Origin of the sequence: Azoarcus sp. DN11, from assembly GCF_003628555.1 — a bacterium.
Taxonomy (GTDB): Bacteria; Pseudomonadota; Gammaproteobacteria; order Burkholderiales; family Rhodocyclaceae; genus Aromatoleum.
On the sequence record NZ_CP021731.1, the window covers coordinates 3,011,987 to 3,029,901 of the forward strand.

15 protein-coding genes are annotated in these 17,915 nt (G+C 65.4%); 1 reads left to right on the forward strand and 14 read right to left on the reverse strand.

Annotation, left to right across the window (positions count from 1 at the left end):
* Nucleotide 1: 1 nt before the first annotated feature.
* The 13 genes from CDA09_RS13840 to CDA09_RS13900 all read right to left on the reverse strand — a co-directional run bounded on the left by CDA09_RS13840 (nucleotide 2) and on the right by CDA09_RS13900 (nucleotide 15,208).
* Nucleotides 2-1,147 carry an acyl-CoA dehydrogenase family protein gene (locus CDA09_RS13840; protein ID WP_050416194.1) on the reverse strand — a complete coding sequence of 382 codons (1,146 nt, stop codon included), beginning with the start codon at nucleotides 1,145-1,147 and terminating at the stop codon, nucleotides 2-4.
* Between the two features lie 133 nt (nucleotides 1,148-1,280).
* Nucleotides 1,281-2,588, reverse strand: coding sequence for an amidohydrolase family protein (locus CDA09_RS13845; protein WP_018990586.1), 1,308 nt, complete (start codon nucleotides 2,586-2,588; stop codon nucleotides 1,281-1,283).
* Nucleotides 2,589-2,750: 162 nt separating this feature from the next.
* Nucleotides 2,751-4,025 (reverse strand): cytochrome P450, encoded by a 1,275-nt coding sequence (locus CDA09_RS13850; RefSeq protein WP_121429199.1) that lies wholly within the window; start codon nucleotides 4,023-4,025, stop codon nucleotides 2,751-2,753.
* Nucleotides 4,026-4,289: 264 nt separating this feature from the next.
* On the reverse strand, nucleotides 4,290-5,060 hold the full coding sequence (locus tag CDA09_RS13855; RefSeq protein WP_050416195.1) for an SDR family NAD(P)-dependent oxidoreductase: 771 nt from the start codon (nucleotides 5,058-5,060) through the stop codon (nucleotides 4,290-4,292).
* The gene (locus CDA09_RS13860) at nucleotides 5,051-6,250 is read right to left on the reverse strand and encodes an MFS transporter (protein ID WP_050416196.1); all 1,200 of its coding nucleotides are present in this window, start codon (nucleotides 6,248-6,250) and stop codon (nucleotides 5,051-5,053) included. Before CDA09_RS13860 ends, CDA09_RS13855 begins: the two co-directional genes overlap by 10 nt.
* A 26-nt stretch (nucleotides 6,251-6,276) precedes the next feature.
* Entirely contained in the window at nucleotides 6,277-7,332 is a 1,056-nt protein-coding gene (locus CDA09_RS13865) for a phosphotransferase family protein (RefSeq protein ID WP_050416197.1), read from the reverse strand.
* On the reverse strand, nucleotides 7,329-8,603 hold the full coding sequence (locus CDA09_RS13870; protein ID WP_018990581.1) for an acyl-CoA dehydrogenase family protein: 1,275 nt from the start codon (nucleotides 8,601-8,603) through the stop codon (nucleotides 7,329-7,331). The genes CDA09_RS13865 and CDA09_RS13870 overlap by 4 nt, the downstream gene beginning before the upstream one ends.
* A gap of 12 nt (nucleotides 8,604-8,615) precedes the next feature.
* Nucleotides 8,616-9,353, reverse strand: a complete 738-nt coding sequence (locus CDA09_RS13875; RefSeq protein ID WP_018990580.1) for an SDR family NAD(P)-dependent oxidoreductase — start codon at nucleotides 9,351-9,353, stop codon at nucleotides 8,616-8,618.
* 26 nt (nucleotides 9,354-9,379) lie between these two features.
* Nucleotides 9,380-11,611: a CoA transferase gene (locus tag CDA09_RS13880; RefSeq protein WP_121429200.1), complete on the reverse strand. Its 2,232-nt coding sequence runs from the start codon at nucleotides 11,609-11,611 to the stop codon at nucleotides 9,380-9,382.
* 4 nt (nucleotides 11,612-11,615) lie between these two features.
* Complete coding sequence (locus CDA09_RS13885; protein WP_121429201.1) at nucleotides 11,616-12,125, reverse strand: carboxymuconolactone decarboxylase family protein; 510 nt, start codon at nucleotides 12,123-12,125, stop codon at nucleotides 11,616-11,618.
* Nucleotides 12,126-12,442: 317 nt separating this feature from the next.
* Nucleotides 12,443-12,799 carry a nuclear transport factor 2 family protein gene (locus CDA09_RS13890; protein ID WP_121429202.1) on the reverse strand — a complete coding sequence of 119 codons (357 nt, stop codon included), beginning with the start codon at nucleotides 12,797-12,799 and terminating at the stop codon, nucleotides 12,443-12,445.
* Between the two features lie 37 nt (nucleotides 12,800-12,836).
* A complete protein-coding gene (locus CDA09_RS13895) occupies nucleotides 12,837-13,868 on the reverse strand; it encodes a hypothetical protein (protein ID WP_121429203.1) in 1,032 nt (343 codons plus the stop codon).
* 65 nt (nucleotides 13,869-13,933) lie between these two features.
* A complete protein-coding gene (locus CDA09_RS13900) occupies nucleotides 13,934-15,208 on the reverse strand; it encodes a cytochrome P450 (RefSeq protein WP_121429204.1) in 1,275 nt (424 codons plus the stop codon).
* A gap of 260 nt (nucleotides 15,209-15,468) precedes the next feature.
* Between CDA09_RS13900 and CDA09_RS13905 the strand changes: the two genes are divergently transcribed.
* Nucleotides 15,469-16,122 carry a TetR/AcrR family transcriptional regulator gene (locus CDA09_RS13905; protein ID WP_121429205.1) on the forward strand — a complete coding sequence of 218 codons (654 nt, stop codon included), beginning with the start codon at nucleotides 15,469-15,471 and terminating at the stop codon, nucleotides 16,120-16,122.
* A 33-nt stretch (nucleotides 16,123-16,155) separates the two neighbouring features.
* Here CDA09_RS13905 and CDA09_RS13910 read toward each other — a convergent pair whose 3' ends face one another.
* Nucleotides 16,156-17,736, reverse strand: coding sequence for a phytoene desaturase family protein (locus CDA09_RS13910; RefSeq protein WP_121429206.1), 1,581 nt, complete (start codon nucleotides 17,734-17,736; stop codon nucleotides 16,156-16,158).
* Nucleotides 17,737-17,915 lie beyond the last annotated feature (179 nt).

Here is a 17,915-nt window from a genome sequence, read left to right on the forward strand (position 1 = left end):
ATCAACGCAGCCCCAATCCGCGCGCGATGATGCCGCGGAGAATCTCCCGCGTGCCGCCGCGCAGTGAAAACGATGGCGCCATCTGGGTCAGATAGGCCAGCACCTGGGCGTGGTCGCTGCCGCCCTGAACGGTTGGCGGAAGCTCGCACAACAGCTGCGCGACTTCCGGAATCTCTTGCTCGAAAACCGCACCGAGATCCTTTACGACCGAGGCCTCCCACGCCGGGTTGTTGCCCGCCGCAAGTTGGGCCGTCACCGCCAACGACATGTTGCGCAGCGTCACCAGTCGCGCGGCGAAGCGGCCGATCTCCTTGGACTGCAGGGCATCCGGACTACGGCCCACCGCGTCGATGAGCGTGTGGAGCAACGCGATCGAGCTGAGGAAGCGCTCGGGACCGCTGCGCTCGAAGGCGAGTTCGGCGGTGACCTGCCCCCAGCCCTGCCCTTCGGTACCGATGAGGGCGTCGGCATCGAGTACGAGTTCGTCGAAGAAGACCTCGTTGAAATGCTCGGCGCCCGTCAGGTCCTTGATCGGCCGGATGGTGATACCTGGCAGACTGAGGTCGATGATGAACTGCGAGAGTCCTTCCTGGCGCTTGCTGTTCTCGCCGGTGCGTACCAGCGCGATCATGTAGTGCGAGCGGTGGGCGTTGGTGGTCCACACCTTCTGCCCATTCACCACCCACTTGTCCCCTTCACGGCGTGCGCGCGTCTTGATCGAAGCGAGGTCGGAGCCCGAATTGGGCTCGCTCATGCCGATGCAGAAAAACTGTTCGCCGCGGCAGATTGCCGGCAGGTGGCGTTCTTTCTGCGCATCGGTGCCGTAGTGCAGGATCTGCGGGCCGCTCTGGCGATCGGCGAACCAGTGCGCAGACACCGGCGCGCCGGCGGCGAGCAGCTCCTCGATCACGACGTAGCGCGCGAAGGGACTCGCCTCGCCGCCACCATGGCGCTTGGGCAGGGCCATGCCGACCCAGCCCTTCGCTCCCAGGCGACGGCTGAATTCGGCGTCGAATCCCATCCAGGAATCCGCCCGGCGGACCGCCGGGTAGTCCTTCAGGGCTTCGGCGAGGAAGGCGCGCACTTCCACACGAAGTGCTTCGGCCTCCGGCGGAATGCGACTGTACTTGAACTGGTCTATGGACATGGCGCGTTCGATAGTGGGCCGTCGGCTTGAGCAACGGCGTGGATGACCCGGGTCGCGTCGCCCGCGAACGGCACGGACGACCGTCGGCCGGCGGACACGCCCCGCGTGCCCGCCAACCGCACTGCAACCGGACTCAGAGCGCGGTCTGCGCGTCTGCCGAGGCGAACATCTTGTTGATGTCGCCCGACGTCACCGGTTTGCTGGGATCGCGTTGCGGAGCTGCGCCGCCGAGGCCCAGCGCCGGCTCGATGCTGACATGCGTCGCCTGCGCGCGCAGCGCACCGACGGTGCAGTTCTCGCGCCCCAGGATGGCGAACGGGTCGTAAGAGAATTCGCGCATCGCGTTGAGGTGGCTGATCTTGTTGATGATCTCGTCGGGCAGGTTCTTCGCCTGCTGCCAGAACACGTCCGCGGAGTTCGGCCAGGTGCAGTCCGAGTGCGGGTAGTCGCACTCCCACGTGACCATATCGACGTTGATCGAATCGAGGTTCCTGAGCCCGAACGCATCCTCGATGAAGCAGGTGATGAAGTGCTCGTTGAAGATGTCGCTGGGCTTCTTGCCGCCGAAGTTCGAGTTCGTCCAGGCGTGGTGGTGGTTGTGCGTGAAGTCGGCGCGCTCCAGCAGATACGGGATCCAGCCGATGCCGCCTTCCGACAGGGCCATGCGCAGCTTGGGGTACTTCTTCCACATCGGTGCCCAGATCCAGTCCGCCGCCGAGTTGGAGATCGAGATCGGCATGGAAGTGATCCACGCGTCGATCGGCGATTCATCCGAGGCGTGAGCCGCCTTCACGCCGGTGCCGATGTGGCAGCAGATCACGACATTGTTCTCTTCGCACGCCTTCCACAGGGGATCCCAGTGCGGGTTGTGGATCGACGGGTAGCCATGCACGGTCGGGTTGTCGGACAGCGTGATGGCATGCACACCCTGATCGGCCATGCGCTTCACCTCGGCCGCGGCCGCCTGCATGTCCCACCATGGCACCATCATCAAGGGGATGAAGCGCCCCGGGGCGGCGTTGCACCAGTCATGCAGGTGCCAGTCGTTGTAGGCCTGGATGGCTGCAAGGCTGACGTTCTTGTCCGGCATGACCTGGAAGCGCTGGCCGGCGAAACCGGGGAAGGTCGGGAAACACAGCGAGCCGAGCACGCCGTTCGCATTCATGTCGTCGACCCGCGCCTGGATGTCCCAGGTACCACGGCGCATCTGTTCGTAGGAGAGCGGCTCCATGCCGTACTCCTCCTTCGGACGCCCGACCACCGAGTTCAGCCCCATGTAGCCCGTTGCCTGCTCCTCGAACACCCAGATGTCGCGGCCGTTGCGGTTCTCAACGCGCGGTTGGCGGCCCTTGTACTTGGCGGGCATGTGGCGGTCGAAGGCGCCACGCGGTTCGATCGCATGGTCATCGACGCTGACAAGGATGAGATCTTCGAGCTTCATGTGTGTGTCCCCTGTTGGAGTGGCGTCCGCGGTGGGCGCGAACCGGTTATGAGCCTCTATCTTAGAGCAAGAATTTCGTTTTGTTAAACACTTTTTTGTTTTGTGTTCATGTTTAACGAAATTTCCAGTTCGGCCACTGGCTCAGCCGGTCCGCGCGCCACCTCAATCCCAGATGACCGGGACGGAGTGAGGGCCACGAAGCTGTGCGCCCGTAATCCGCGGCTTCGGCTGATCCGGGTCGAGGCGGATGTTGGGGAACAGGTCGAGAATGGCGTTCAGCGCCACCTGGAGCTCGGTCTTGGCGATGAACTGTCCGATGCACATGTGAGGGCCGAAGCCGAAGCCGAATGAAGGCTTGAGCTTGCGATCGATGTCGAACTCTTCGCTGTTCTCGAACGCTTCCTCGTCGCGGTTGGCGGAGGAAACGATGCACTGGACCATGGCACCCCTCGGGATCCGGACGCCGCCGAGTTCGAGGTCCTGTGCCGCCTGACGCACCTTGAAGGTCGCCACGGGCTCGAACCGAATCGCCTCGTCAATGGCCTTGCCGACCAGACTGCGATCCTTGCGGACCCTGTCGAGCACGTCCGGACGCTCGAGCAGCAACACCATCAGCGAGCCGAAGGTTCGCGTCGTGGTCTCACCGGCGGCCGGGAGCAGCGAACGCACGAAGGTCGTGATCTCGTGGTCATCGAGCTTGCGCCCTTCGTATTCGGCACGGATCAGGCGGCTGATGAGGTCGTTTCCTTCGGCGCCGCGTTGGCGCACGGCGACGACGGCTTCCTTCACCGCGTCGTAGAGCGCCTGAGCGGCTTCCATTGCAGCCTTGCGCGCAATCGCGGCCTTTTCGGCGTCCACCTGCGGGCCGGCAAGGATCGCCAGCGCCCACGCCGCGTACTGTTCGACCTTCTCGGGTTCGTCGTCGGGAAAGCCGATCAGCGCGTAGATCAGTCGAATCGGGAAGTGGAGGCCGAAGTCCATCAGATCTGCCTTCTTCTTCGGCACCAGCGGCAACAGGTACTCGTTGCGCACGATCGGATCCATCTTGCTGTCGCGCCACGTGTTGACCACGTCGGGCATGAAGATGGGCTGCAGCAGGCCGCGTGCCTTCTTGTGCGCCTCGCCGTCCATGCCGGTAAGGATCAGGCCGTCGAAGAAGGCTCCCAGCCCTTCGGCGATGAAGCCGCTGGTGTAGTTTGCGGCATCGCGCAGGACGGTCATCACGTCCTTGTATTTGAACACCGTGTAGGTCGGGCGGTTCGGATCCAGCCCTGCGATGTTCGGCACCCCGAGCTTGCCCATGAAGTTCTCGGCAATGATCGGCGAGTTCTTCCGCATCTCGCGGTAGATCGCATGCAGATCGACATCCTCACCGCGGTAGTTGTCGGCCACTCCGGCGAACGCGCTCTCCAGCGTAACGTCCTTGACACTGCTCATTTCATCTTCCTCCGTTGGCGCACCGCCCGGTTGTGATGGAACACGCTGTGCCGGCCATGTGCAATGGCCTCGACACGGTGCCTTCACGCCGGATAAGGCGGCGCTGTTTATGAACACTTTTGCGCATAGTGCTCCCTTTAATGCGTACTGCCAAGTGTTCAAGGAGGGACCGGACAGGCCGGAAGACACCTGCCCTGCCTGGGCGGGAATGCTGACGTGCCGCGCGTTAGTGCAGCCGACAGTGCAACGGGTCCCGCTCCTGCATCACGGAATCATGAGTCCACCGTCGACGGCCAGCGTCTGGCCGGTGATGAAGCGGGCCCCGTCGCTCATCATGAACACCACGAAAGGCGTCATGTCGCGATCGGGGTCGCCGAGCTTGCCGCCGAGCGGGATCAACCCGGCCATCATCGCGTCGTGCGCCCGCAGGGCATCCGCGTCCATTCGTGCGCGGTGGGCGTCGTACATGGGCGTCCACATGCCCGGCGCAGCGGCATTCACGCTGATGCCGTGTCGCCCCCACTCCTTCGCCACCGTTCGGGTCCAGCCGAGGACCGCCGCCTTGGCCGCCGAATAGTGGGCACATCCGGGCAGCCCCATGACCCCAGCCGCGGAGCCGAAGTTGAGGATGCGACCGCCCTTCTCCCGCAGATGCGGAAAGACGGCCTGGTTAGTGTTCAGGGTGCCGCGCGCATTGACGTCGAATATGAGGTCCCAGTCGGCGTCGACGATCGCTTCGGCCGGCGCCGCGCGCTCGACCCCAGCGATGTTCACCAGTCCGTCGAGGCCACCCAGCCAGGCGACGGCCTGCGCGACGACCCTATCGACTTCGGCACGCTCGCGAATGTCGCAGTGGAAATACCTCGCCTCGCCCGAGGCTCCCACATTGGCGCGCGCCACTTCCGCGCTGCCAGCCTCGTCATTCACATCCAGCGCCGCCAGCCGCGCACCGGCCGCCACCAGTCCGCGCAGTGCACTCGCACCGATGCCCCCTGCGGTGCCGGTCACGATGAGGCGTTTTCCGCTCAGCTGCATGTCCTCTCCTCCTGTTGTGGATGTTCCTCGCGGCGCGCGGGAGCCCCGTCGTCCGCCTCGATCCGCCGGGCCTGCAGGCCCCCGAGACCGAGCGCCGCGGCCATCACCCAGAACAGCACGGCCGCGCCGGCACTCGCCCCGATGGCGCCAAAAAGGAGGGGCATCGCGGTCATCGAGGTGTGCACCGTCATCGAGCGGAAAGCCAGCGCCTCGCCGTGCCGCTCGCGTGGCGTGACCTGATGCAGCGTCGCGAGAATCGTCGGTTGGATCGCGCCCAGCGCAAGGCCGAGGGTCGCGGCGCACAGCGCCATGGCCCATGCACTCTGGAGCAGTGGATACAGCACGAACACCAGACACGTGATGGAAAGCGCCCCCGCAAGCAAATGGCGTCGTGGCAGGCGTTCGGCCACAAACGGGATCAGGACGCGCACCGACATCGACGCGACCGCATAGGCCGCCAGCACCGCCCCCAGCGCCGATGCGCTGAAGCCGCGTTCGACCCCGAGAATCGGCAACGCGAAGCCATGCACATCCCAACTGGCCGACACCAGCCAATTGACGAGGAGCAGGCGCCGGAACGACGGCAGGCGGAGCAGGCCCCACGCGGACGGCTGCTTGCGGTCCAATGCGGAGACCGGCGCCCGGCTTTCATGCGGGACCGCCTGGGCGATCACCAGGGTCGCGAACGGAAGCAGCGCGAGCGCGGCGAACGCCGCCGAAAAACCGAGATGATCGATCAGCACGCCGGCCATCATCGGCCCGAAGAGTCCCGCCACGGCCGGAGCAAGCGCGATCCAGCTGAACACGCGAAGCCGGTCCGCCTCGTCCCGCGCGAATCGGCTGGCCGTGCGCTGAATCGCGATCATGCCGAAGCCCGAGCCCGCGCCGCACAACGCAGCGGCCGCACACAGGGCAATGAGATGGGGCACCGAAGCTGCGAGCAGCGCACCCGCGAGCGACAGGCCGGCCGCAATGCGCACCGGCAGATGGTAGCCGTGCCGATCAGCAAGCCGTCCGGCCGGGATCGCGAAGATCGCGGGAAAGAGCGCGAACATCGTCATCACGAGCCCCACGGCCCACTCGGAATGCCCCAGCCGCAGGACGCTCAGCGGCGCCGCCAGGCGAGCCCCCTGCACGCAGGCATGCAGTCCGACCTGGCATGCGACCAGCGCCACCAGGGCGCTGCGCATGGATGCAGGGGAAACCCCGTGCCCATTCACGCCCGCACCTCGATCCCCGCGATCGCCGCTTCGAGCAGGCGCACCGCGGACGCATGATGCTGCGCGCCGGTTTCCGCCGGAGCCTTGCCTGCGCAGGATCGCGCATGGCTGGCCTCGAGCATGATGCCGAGCTTGAAGCGTGCCATCGCGACGTACCAATTGATCGCCGACAGATCGCGCCCGCTGCCATGGCGATAGTGTTCGACGAGTTCGGCGGTCGAGGGAAGACCGTCGGCGGGCGCGATGCGGATGGTGCCGGCGCCCCGCCCGTCGCGGTCGGGCCAGGTCGCGACGAGCCAGCCGAGATCAAGCAGCGGATCCCCCAGCGTCGCTAGCTCCCAGTCGATGATCGCTGCAAGCGCGGGCCGGTCATGCCGGAACATCACGTTACCAAAGTGATAATCGCCGTGCATCAACCCCGGAACGTTGGCCGCTGGCACGTGCGCTTCGAGCCAGTCGGCCACCTCGCGCACGCCAGGCAGCGCCTGCGGCCCCGGCCAACCGGGCTGCTCCGCGCAGCGCTCGAGATGCGTGAGCCAGCGCGGCACTTGCCGCTCAAGAAACCCTTCCGGCCGCCCGAAGTCCGCCAGTCCGACCGCGCCGGGCGCGACCTCGCCCAGGCGCAGCAAGGCATCGACCATCGACAGCCCCATCGCATGGCGCCACGCCGGGTCGGTGACATAGGCCCCCCGGAGCGGCGTCGGCGTCGCTGTGAACCCATCCACCGGAGCCATCAGGTAGAACGGCGCACCGAGCACCGACGCATCCGTGCAGGCAGCAATCAGGCGCGGGTGTGGTACCGCCGTGCCGGCAAGTGCTCCGAGCAGCCGCGCCTCACGGAGAAAGGTCGCGTGGATCTCGGGCTTTGCGCCCGGCGGCGGGCAGCGCAGGACATAGTCGGCGCCGTCGCGAAAAAAGCGCAGCAGGATGTTCTGCGTGCCCCCGGTGAGCGGCGTGACCGAGTCGATCGCCCCACTACCCAGCCCCTGCGCATCCATCCATTCGGCGAGTCGTCCGAGATCGACCTCCGCCGCCCACCCGTGAGCGCTCATCCCAGCACCGCGCTGAACTTCGCCCGTGCAGCGGCCTCGGCCGTCGGCCGGTGATAGTCGGGGAACAAGTCCTCGCAACCGGTGTACTCGCGCAGCAACTGTTTGGCGACGGTGATCTTGTGCACCTCGGTCGGACCGTCTGCGAGCCCCATCTGGTAGGCGCGCACGATCAGGCCGACGAAGGGCATCTCGGACGACACCCCTATCGATCCATGCACCTGCAATGCACTCGACGCGATGTCGTGCAGCACCTTGGGCATCGTCGCCTTCACCGCGGCGATGTCCTTGCGCACCTTCATGTAGTCCTGGTACTTGTCGATGCGCCAGGCAGTGCGCATGACCAGCAGGCGGAACTGCTCGAGCTGGATCCACGCATCGGCGATCCTCTCCTGCACCATCTGCTTGTCCGCGAGCAGCGCGCCCTGGGTGCTGCGCGACAAGGCCCGCTCGCACAGCGCGTCGAGTGCCTTCTGCGACTGGCCGATGACGCGCATCGCGTGGTGCACGCGCCCCCCGCCAAGGCGCACCTGCGCGACGACGAAGGCCTCGCCGGGCGCGCCGAGCATGTTCTCCGCCGACACCCGCACCCGGTCGAAATTCAGGTAGCCATGAGTCGCCTCGGGATCGTCAGGGACGCCGACGTTACGGACGATCTCGATTCCCGGCGTGTCGGCAGGCACGATGAACATGCTCATGCCTTTGTAGGGCGACACGGTCGGGTCGGTGATCGCCATGACGATGTAGAACGCGGCATAGCGAGCGTTCGACGCGAACCACTTCTGCCCCGAAATCAGCCAATCGTTGCCATCCTGTTCGGCTCGCGTCGTGAACACTTTCGGATCGGCGCCCCCCTGCGGCTCGGTCATCGCAAAACAGGACACGATGCGGTTGTCGAGAAGCGGCTCGAGGTAGCGCGCCTTCTGTTCGGGCGTGCCGTAGTGCGCGAGGATCTCGCAGTTTCCCGAATCGGGCGCGTGCGCGCCGAACACGATGGGCGCGAACAGCGCGCGACCGAGGATCTCGTTCATCAACGCCAGCTTGACCTGGCCATAGCCCGCCCCGCCAAGTTCCGGTCCGAGGTGGCAAGCCCACAGATTCCTGGCCTTCACCTCGCGCTGCAGCGGGCGGACCAGCGCCTCGAAGCGCGGATCGTGGATATTCCAGGGGCTGCCGAGGACATGCTCGAGCGGCTCGACCTCCTCGCGCACAAAGCGGTCGATCCAGTCGAGTTCCTGCTGGAATTCCGGGTCGGTCTCAAAATCCCATGCCATCTTCGATCTCCATCAGGCGAGCAGCAGGCCGCCATCGACCAGCAGGGTCTGGCCGAGCATGTAGGACGCCAGCGGCGAAGCGAGGAAGAGCGCCGCACCGGCCATCTCTTCCGGCGTGCCGAGGCGGCCGAGGGGAATATTCTTGAGCGATGCCTCCAGGCGCTTGGGGTGATCCGTCGTGATGCGGGTAAGCTTGGTCGCGACGAGTCCGGGGGCGATGCCGTTTACGCGGATGCCGTCGCGTGCCCACGCTTCGCCCAGCGTGCGGGTAAGGCCGTAGGCCCCCGTCTTGGAAGCGTTGTAGGCCGGGGTGCCGACCGTGGAATGGAAGGCCGCGGCCGAACTCACGATGATCATCGATCCGCGGCTCTCGGCGAGCATGTCGTGGAACTTGTCGCCGCAGGCCATGAGGCTCACGAGGTTCACGTTCACGACCTCCCGAAAGGCCGGCACCTTGAACTCCTCGCGGTTGTAGCGCACCGTGCCTTGCGCGCAGATCAGCACGTCGAGCCGCTCGAACGGCACCGGCGCGCTCGCCACCGCATCGGCGTCGGCCACATCCACTTGCACATACGCGAGTCCCTCGAGGTTCGAGTCGGACGAATCGGCGTAATCGGCGACGGTCGGTCGCGTGCCCCAGACATGGACGTTCGCCCCGCGCCGACGAAAGGCCTGCGCCATGCCGTTGCCGATCCCGCTCGATCCTCCCACCACGAGTACCGTCTTGCCGCTGAAGTCCAGTTCGTTCACGTGTTCGTCTCTCCTTCGTCCATGCCTCAGGGATTGGTCACGGCCGCGGCGACCATGCTTTGAATCTGCCCTTCGTCGAGCCCGACCGATCGCCACACCCTGTGGCTGTGCTCGCCCAGCGCCGGTGGTGCCCGGTCAAGGGCGAGGGGCAGGTCGCAAAAGTTCCAGTACGCGCCGACCTGTTCGAGGTGCCAATACACCGCGTGCGGATAGGCGGCGTGCAGCCCCGCCCGTCGGCAGCCGTCGTCGTCGAGAAAGCTCAGACCCGGGTTTTCGAGCACGGCCTCGCAGGGCACGCCGGCGGAGGTCAGACAGTCGCAGGCCGTCTCGCGGCTAAGCGCCGCAAACCAGGCCTCGCGATCGCTCCCGGCCAACGCGGCGAGCGCCCGCGCTTCCTCCGGCCGCAGCGCGGCGACGGCCAACCAGCCGTCCGCGCAGCGATACAGACGGTGATCCGGCGACACGCCGGTCTGCGCCGCGTCGAGGTGATCGATCGGGGACAGACTGCCATCGGCGCGCATCACGGCCTCTCCCACGGTCAGTAGCGTCGCGCCGAGGAGCGATGCCGCCACCGCCTGTCCGTCGCCCGTTACCTGGCGCTGAAAATGCGCGAGCAGGAGTGCGAACACTGACGACAGCGCGGCCAAGTAGTCCCCGACGCCGAAGCGCAGCCACATCGGCGGCTTCCCCTCGCCGCCGCATTCCACTTCCCAGCCGCAAGCCGCCTGCATCAGCTGATCGAACCCGGGCCAGTCCTTGCGCGGTCCCAGCGGACCGTAGGAGCTGATGTGGCAATACACGAGCGCCGGATTGATCGCCTTCAGCGTTTCGTAGTCGATACTCAGCTTGTGCGCGGCCGGCAGGCGGACGTTGTGATGAACCACGTCGGCCCAGCGCACCAGCGCCGCGAGTGCCGGTTGTGCGGCCGGATCGCCGAGCTTGAGCGTCGCACCGAGCTTGCCACGCTGCGTGCCGGCGAAGATCCGTTCCAGACGGCGCATGGCATCGCCACCGGGGGGTTCCACCTTGATGACTTCGGCGCCGAGGTCGGCGAGGAGCTGCGTCGCGAAGGGCCCCGCGAGGTAGGCGCCCAGGTCGAGCACCCTGAGCCCTGCGAGGGGTGCGCTCCCCGGCTGCCCCTTCGGCGCGCCGTCGAATGCTTGCGCGCGCGGGACGCTCCAAGCCGGGTCCGATTCAAGCGGCCGCAACCCGCCGCGCAGGCGCGGGGGAGGGGCGGTGGTGTACGCCGGCCCCGGTTCGAACACGCGACCGAGGACGGGATCGTCCACCATCACGACAAATCCGTTGGCACGTGCCTGTTCGTCGCGGTATATCTCACCGAAAGGGGCCGCCACCTGTGCGGCCACGTCGTGCTGCCAGAAGTGTTCGACCCATTCCTGCGCGGGGCGCGTGGCAATGATTACCCTATTGGCGCCGAAGTTTGGCGCAACGTGGCTGGGCGGATATTTCGCGTTCTCGGCCGCGACCGCCTCGGGCCCCATCGCTACGAGCGCCTCTGCCATCCAAGGCGCCTTGTCCGGTGAGTAGTGCACATGGATCCAGCGCCCGTCGAAGCATCGGTGCAGCGGAATAGGCGTCGTCTTGTCGAGCCCTTTCGCGAACACCGGTGTCGGCGTCTCGGCGCGTGACCAGTGCATGCTCATCGGTGCGAGCGCGGCCTGGGCGAGGCTGGTGTGAGCCGCCCCGCCGCGCCCGTCGCGTCGACGTGCGATCAGACGCGCCATCACCCCGATGACGCAGAACCAGGCGGCGAGCCAACTCGCGAATGGCATGCGGACGAAGATCGGGCCCGGCCGATGACCAGGCTGCTCGTCGAGCAGACCCAAGCGCGCGAGCACGAGCGATTCCCGCGGCAAGGCCTCGGCGAGTGGATGCCGGGATGGCCAGCCGGTGATTGCCGAGACAACAAGCTGCGGGCATGCTGCAGCAAGCACGTCGTCCGCCAGCCCCAACGCTGCCGCACGGCTGGGTATGAAGTCGTGGATCAACACGTCGGCGTCGGCCAGCAAGGTATGCAGACGCCTGCGCTCATCATCGCGATCCAGGTCGAGTTCGACCCGACGCTTTCCCCTGTTGAGAACGGAGAACAAGGCCGTGCCCTGCTCCGCATCGCCGCCCGGCGCTTCGATGCGGATGACTTCCGCACCCGCCTCCGAGAGCTGTAATCCGGCCGCCGGACCGGGGATGCCGCACGCGATCTCGATGACGCGGATACCGGCGAGGATGCCTTCGTGCATCGCCCTACTCCGCGTACGCCTGCTGCACATACGTCATGCGCCCACCCGCGAGCATCAGCGCGCAGAACATGTTCAGCTCGACGATCTGGGCGGTAGAAAAATGGCGGCCGAGCTCGGCGAATACCGCGTCGTCGATGGCCATGTAGTCGGCCGCAAAGAGCTCGGCGTATCGCAGCGCCGCCTTCTCGTGCGGCGAAAAACGAGCATCGTCCGTGCTCAGGCAGGCGATATCCTCCTCGCTCACCGCGTCGTCCTTGCGCGCGAGCTGACACGCCTTGCAGGTCGTGATCGAGGCGATCCTGAGCCGCACCAACTCGCGGAGGCGGCCGTCGAGCACCCCGTTCACGTGCATCGTTTCCAGGGTCGCGAGCCAGGCTTGGGCAAGCTCGGGGCGATGTGCCCAGACCTGCACCGGGACGGTGGAACTCAACATGCGGTTGGCGCACCCCCGTGCCACTGCGTCGGCAAGCGGTTCAGGCAACGCATCGAGGGGAATGGGCTGGATTCTCGCCATGGTGGGATCCTCGGTTGGGATGAACGGGTTGCCCGGCGAGACGTCGGTCAGAACGCTCAGGCAAGGCTGCAGAACTTCGACGAGCCACCCGACCCTGCATGAAGCGCTCGATCGCGGGGTCGAGCGGCTTCACCGATGCACAGCCTCTCGTCGTTATATATTCAGTTTTTGCATTTCTGTTCAAATATACGGCTGAATCCCGTCCGAAACAAGAACGGCGTGATCTGACCGGGTGTCAGAACACGCCGCACCTGCTTCAGGATGTAGAGAGGACGCTCGCGATCGCGGTTTTTCCCGACCGCGTCGTTACTGCCCGTTCAGGGCTGACGAATGAAGTAGCGCACGTGGAGCTTGCCGCCCTCGTCGAAGCGATAGAGCTCGATGGTTTCGATCGTCACATCGGTCCCCTTCACCCTGTTGCGGTTGTGACAGGCCGCCTCGCAGCCATTGATGATCATCGCGACCTCCTCGATGTCGATCTTGGCGTTCTGCGCGGTCCACATCGCTTCAAGCACCGGCCACCCGTCGGCGGACGGTCGACCGACGTATTCGATGGTGAGACCGCCGGGTGCGACTTCGCGGTAAGCAGCCAGAAAACCTTCCTTGTCGGAGGCGTTCCATCGCGCAAGCTGTGTGTGCAGGAAATGCTCGATGACCTTTGCGTCGATGCTCATGGTGGTTCCTTTTTCGTGTCTCGTGTTCATCGAACGGTCAGAGTTCGCTGCCGCGCACATTGCGCGCGCTGCCGTTGCGGCGGTCCGATTCGCCCCAGGCCATCCAGCGATCCGGCTCGCGCGTATCACCCACACGCCTCCAGCGGCCCTCCTGTTGCGCGGTGATCGGGAACCCGCCGACGAAGTCCATCATTTCGCCTTTCGGATCAGGCAGGAACTCCCACTCCTCCCGGCCATCGACCACGATGCGGGCAGTTTCGGCGAAATAACTTCCCTCCTTGTGTCGCACCTCGCCCTCGATATCCGTCGTGCAATAGATCTCGCCCTTGTGGTTCTGGAAGATCGCGTAGCCCAGATTCTCATGGCCGACCATGAACGAGCCCGCATCCCAGGTCCCGTCCTTGTAGATCGTCGCGAACGACCACCAGATGACGTGCATCTTGTTGTTTACGACGAGGTCCTTCTGGAAGTGAATGGCACCGCCGTCGGCCATCCACGCCTGGTCGAGCGCGATGACGCCCTTCACCGGACGCCCCTCGCAGATGCCGGACACGTCGTAGAGTTGCGACACGTAGAAGGTGCCCCAATCCTCGCCGGGCAGGTACCACTGCATGCCGTTGCCGATAAGCGGCCCGCCGATGTCGAGAAGACCCTCCTCCTTCCAGCTGAAGCGCTCACCCGACGCGGTAATCAGCCACGGCTCGCCGGATTCGCCGTCCAGGCTGGACCAGCAGGCGGTATCGCCTTCCAGCCAGCGCTTAGGGAACATCGTCATCGCGCGAGGCAGGATCCTTTCCTTGTCGACACGGATGTGGCGCTCGTCAATCCGGGTGGACTGATAGATGAACTTCGTCGGGTTGGGGGAGCTGCCAGGCGCATTTACGGCACGGACGAAGGAATAGATGTGCCCTTCTTCGTCGCGCACGCTGCCGAAGGGCATGTGCTTGGTGAGCTTGAGCCCAAAGTGATCACGCAGGTCCGCGAGCTTGGCGCCGCTGACCTTCTGCGGTCCGACCAGGCATTGATAGGCGAAATCGCCCCGTTGGGGAACGGTCTTGAAGATTCTCATCGTTGAATTCCGGAAGAGGTCGGGAAGCCGCCCGTGCACGCGACGGGCGGGAACGGTGCCCGGGTTCAGTCCCAGATCACATGCACGTGGGACGCGCCGCGCAGCTGGGCACCTTCGATGACCGGTGCGGGCTTGTCCGGGTCCAGCCGCAGGTTCGGGAAAAGATCGAGGATCGCGTTGATCGCGCAATTGAGCTCCACCTTCGCAACGAACTGCCCGATGCACATATGCGGGCCGAACCCGAAACCGAAGGAAGGCTTGAGCTTGCGGTCGATGTCGAATTGGTCCGGATTCTCGAACACCTCCTCGTCCCGGTTCGCCGACACCACCATGCACTGCACGAACGACCCCTTGGGGATCGTTACGCCGTGCAGTTCCACCTCCTTGGCCGTCTCACGCACCTTGAAGGTCGCCACCGGTTCATAGCGGACGGTTTCGTCAATCAGCTTGGGCACCAGCGAGCGGTCGGCCCTGACGCGATCCACCAGCCCCGGCGTCGTCAGCAACAAGGTCATGACGGAACTGAACGTGCGCGTGGTCGTCTCGCCAGCCGCCGGCAACAGCGAGCGCACAAAGGTGATGACCTGATGGTCGTCGAGCCTCTCGCCCTCGTATTCGGCGCGCAGCAGGCGCCCGATGATGTCGTCGCCGTGGGAGCCCTCGGCGCGGCGCTTGACCACCACCTCCTGGATGGCGTCATAGAGCAGTTTGACCGCAATCCCGGCATTACGGCGCGCCTCATCGATCTTCTCGGGGTCGACCTGGTTGCCTCCGACCATCGCCAGGGTCCATGCCGCGTACTTCTTGTACCTCTCGGTGTCGTCGGTCGGGAAACCCATCAGCGCGTACATTTCACGGATCGGGAAGTACAGGCCGAAGTCCATCAGATCCGCCTTCTTCTGCGGCACCATCGGCTCGAGGAAGTCCTTGCGGATCACGTGATCGATCTGGCCCCGCCACTTGTTGACCGTATCCGGCATGAAGGCCGGTTGCAGCAAGGCCCGCACGCGCCGGTGCTGCTCGCCGTCCATCGCGAGAATGATCAGGCCATCGAAGAATGCCCCCAGTCCCTCGGCAATGAATCCGTTGGTGTAGGTGTCGGCATCACGCAGCACGTTCATCACGTCCTTGTAGCCGAACAGAGCGAACGTGGGCCGAGTGCCCTGCTTGAGGCCGGCGTTCGTCGGCACGCCGAACTGCTTGATGAAGTCCCCGACGTAGATCGGGGACTTGCCGCGCATCTCCCGGCACGCGGCGTGAATGTCGCCTTTGCCCTTGTAGGTTTCCGATACGGCCGTGTATGCGGTTTCGAGGTCGAGGTTGAGGATATCGGTGCTCACGGTTGTCTCCTGTGTGGCGCCCGTTGCTGCGGTTATCGAGAAACAACCGCCAGACACATGCGCATTTTTTGCAAACGTGTCCACATCCTAACCATCAAATCGAAGCAGTGGCCGATTCGACAGCGACTGTCGTTTGACCTCGAGTCAACTGCGCTAAGCTTCGCGGACAACGAGCGGAAACGAAATCTCCCAACATGCCCAGCTCTTCCCGAAACCCGAGCAAGTCGACCGAACGCGCAGCACCCGATAAGAGGGAGACCTTGCGCCGCATCAGCGCTGCGGCGCGACGAGAATTCGCCGCCAAGGGACTGGCGGACGCCCGCATCGACGATATCGCCCAGGCCGCCGGCGTCACAAAACAGCTCGTTTATCACTACTTCCGAAGCAAGGAGGAACTCTTCGCCTGCGTGCTGGAAGACTCGTCCGCGACGACCATGGGCGAACTCGTCGCGGTAGAACTGGATCACCTGGCGCCGCGTGACGCGCTGCGGGCACTCCTCAACCACATGATCCGGCCCTATTGCGACCCCATGCTGAGCGCGCTCGCACAGGAAGGGATCCGCTACCACGAGAGCCACGCCACGCCGCGCAACAGCTTTGTCGACCTCGCTCCCGAGCTCAAGCGCAAGATGCGCAGCGTCCTCGCGCGCGGGGCCGAAAGTGGCGATTTTCGTGCGAACGTCGACCCGGACCTGTTCCTCGCCGCAGCCGCGCAGGTGACCACCAGCGCCTTCGTCAGCCGCTACACCGTCGTCACCCTGTGCGGCCTGGACGTGGCGAACGCCGACGACGCGGACACATGGCGACGCTTCGCGGTCGACTTCGTGCTGGCTGCCGTGGAGCGCGAGCGCAGCGCCCAGCATCCGCTCACGCGGCCCGACGCCCCGCCGAAGACGCCGCCCGAAGCGGCCTGAGACCTTTGGCCCCCTTGCGCGACGCGCGCCACCTCAGCGTGCGAGGAAACGGTTCACCCGACTGGCGGCGATGCGTCCCGGCAAGCCGTTGACCCCACCACCCGGGTGGATGCCCGCGCCTCCGAGGAAGAGTCCTGCAACCGGCAGACTGTCCCCACCCAATCCCGCCGCCGGCCTCATCATCGCGGAACGCGTGGTGCTCGTATCCACATGCACCACGCAGCCGCGATGCACATTAAGCCGTTTCTCCAGGTCCGGCGCGGCCTCGACCCGACGACCGATCTCGAATTCCTTGAGACCCTGCATGTATTCGGCGGCCTGGTCGATGACCGTCTGCCCTACCCGGTCCCTGATGGCATCCCATCCTTCGCGCGGCTCGACCGGCGTCGCGACGGGATAGAGGTAAGCCACGTCCTGCCCCTCGGGCGCCTGCCCAGGGTCGACAGCAGTCGGCACCGTGATCCACATGTAGGGCAGCTTCGACACCTCGCCGCGCGCGGCGCAGCGGAAGTTGTCGAGCACGGCATCGGAGGTGCCGATCAGGAGGACGCTCTTGCGCAGACTCAGCCCGTCGGCCCGCAGGGCTTCGACGCGGCGGTAGTTCACCTGGCTACTGAGCGCGACATCGACCTTCAGTGGCGATGCCCCGTGGCCGTTGGCCGGCGCAAGCGCTACGCGAGTTAGCGTGCGCCGATCGAGCGCCTCGGGCGTAACCATTTCCAGCGCCATCTTCGGGTGGATCGACGCCACCACGGCTTTCGCCGACAGTACACGTCCGTCCTTGAGTCGCACCCCCTCCGCCCGACCATCGCCGGCAATGATCTCCGCCACCGGCGCAGACACCAGAATCTCCCCACCCAGCTCGCGCAACCGGGCCGCCAGCGCATCCGACAACGCCTGGGTTCCCCCCACGGCGCGGCCCAGCCCGAAGCGATGGATGAAGCCCAACAGCGCGAAGTAGATCCCCGTCGCGTCGTTCGCGATGGGTCCGGCCGCGCCAAGCAGGCAGCACAGCGCCGACTGTACGACCGGATGCTCGAAGCGCTCCATGATCGACGCGTACGCCGGGCTGCCGATGAGCGCCATGATTTCCGGTTTCAGATGGCGGTTCCTGAAGACCGCCTTCAGGGCCTGCCATTTCGCGCCCAGGTTGCGCTGCGCGGGGTCGACACGCATCATCGGGATGGCCATGTCGATGAAGGCATCCACGAGCTTCATCAGCGCCAGGAACTCCTCCGCATCTCGGGACGAGAAGCGCCGGATCTCGGCCGCAGTCTTTTCCGGCTCGCGCCAGAACACCAGCGAATTGCCATCCGGATGGACGTACACGTATCCCGGGGACATTTCGACCTGACGAAACCCATGGCGCTCGAGCTGCAGCTCCTGCGGCATCATGGGATGAACCCTGAGCGACATGAGATCAAGCGCGCAGGGGTTGATCAGATGCCGGGGCGCCTCCGGTATCAGGTAACCGCTGGAGGCCATGCCGCCGATCTTCTCGCGGGCCTCGATGACGATGACACGTTTACCTGCCTCGGCCAGATAACAGGCGGCCGCCAAGCCATTGTGCCCGCCACCGACGATCGCCACGTCATAACTGTTTGCGCCACTCATTCTGTCTCCCTCCGGGGTGTGCCGGATGCGCTTGTTGGTGAAATGCGTCCGATTCGACGAACTAACCGATTGAAGCACAGCGCCCCGGCCGGACACGGCGGGGCGGTTTGACGCGGAGTCAAAGCGCAGTGGAAGACGGACGGATGCCGCACACCCGCTCGCCCGCAGCGGCGAGCGGA

What these genes read in the sequence shown, in the direction of transcription:
- CDA09_RS13840 (WP_050416194.1), bottom strand. Translation starts at nt 1,147, where the DNA reads ATGTCCATAGACCAGTTCAAGTACAGTCGCATTCCGCCGGAGGCCGAA.
- CDA09_RS13845 (WP_018990586.1), bottom strand. Translation starts at nt 2,588, where the DNA reads ATGAAGCTCGAAGATCTCATCCTTGTCAGCGTCGATGACCATGCGATC.
- CDA09_RS13850 (WP_121429199.1), bottom strand. Translation starts at nt 4,025, where the DNA reads ATGAGCAGTGTCAAGGACGTTACGCTGGAGAGCGCGTTCGCCGGAGTG.
- CDA09_RS13855 (WP_050416195.1), bottom strand. Translation starts at nt 5,060, where the DNA reads ATGCAGCTGAGCGGAAAACGCCTCATCGTGACCGGCACCGCAGGGGGC.
- CDA09_RS13860 (WP_050416196.1), bottom strand. Translation starts at nt 6,250, where the DNA reads ATGCGCAGCGCCCTGGTGGCGCTGGTCGCATGCCAGGTCGGACTGCAT.
- CDA09_RS13865 (WP_050416197.1), bottom strand. Translation starts at nt 7,332, where the DNA reads ATGAGCGCTCACGGGTGGGCGGCGGAGGTCGATCTCGGACGACTCGCC.
- CDA09_RS13870 (WP_018990581.1), bottom strand. Translation starts at nt 8,603, where the DNA reads ATGGCATGGGATTTTGAGACCGACCCGGAATTCCAGCAGGAACTCGAC.
- CDA09_RS13880 (WP_121429200.1), bottom strand. Translation starts at nt 11,611, where the DNA reads ATGCACGAAGGCATCCTCGCCGGTATCCGCGTCATCGAGATCGCGTGC.
- CDA09_RS13885 (WP_121429201.1), bottom strand. Translation starts at nt 12,125, where the DNA reads ATGGCGAGAATCCAGCCCATTCCCCTCGATGCGTTGCCTGAACCGCTT.
- CDA09_RS13890 (WP_121429202.1), bottom strand. Translation starts at nt 12,799, where the DNA reads ATGAGCATCGACGCAAAGGTCATCGAGCATTTCCTGCACACACAGCTT.
- CDA09_RS13895 (WP_121429203.1), bottom strand. Translation starts at nt 13,868, where the DNA reads ATGAGAATCTTCAAGACCGTTCCCCAACGGGGCGATTTCGCCTATCAA.
- CDA09_RS13910 (WP_121429206.1), bottom strand. Translation starts at nt 17,736, where the DNA reads ATGAGTGGCGCAAACAGTTATGACGTGGCGATCGTCGGTGGCGGGCAC.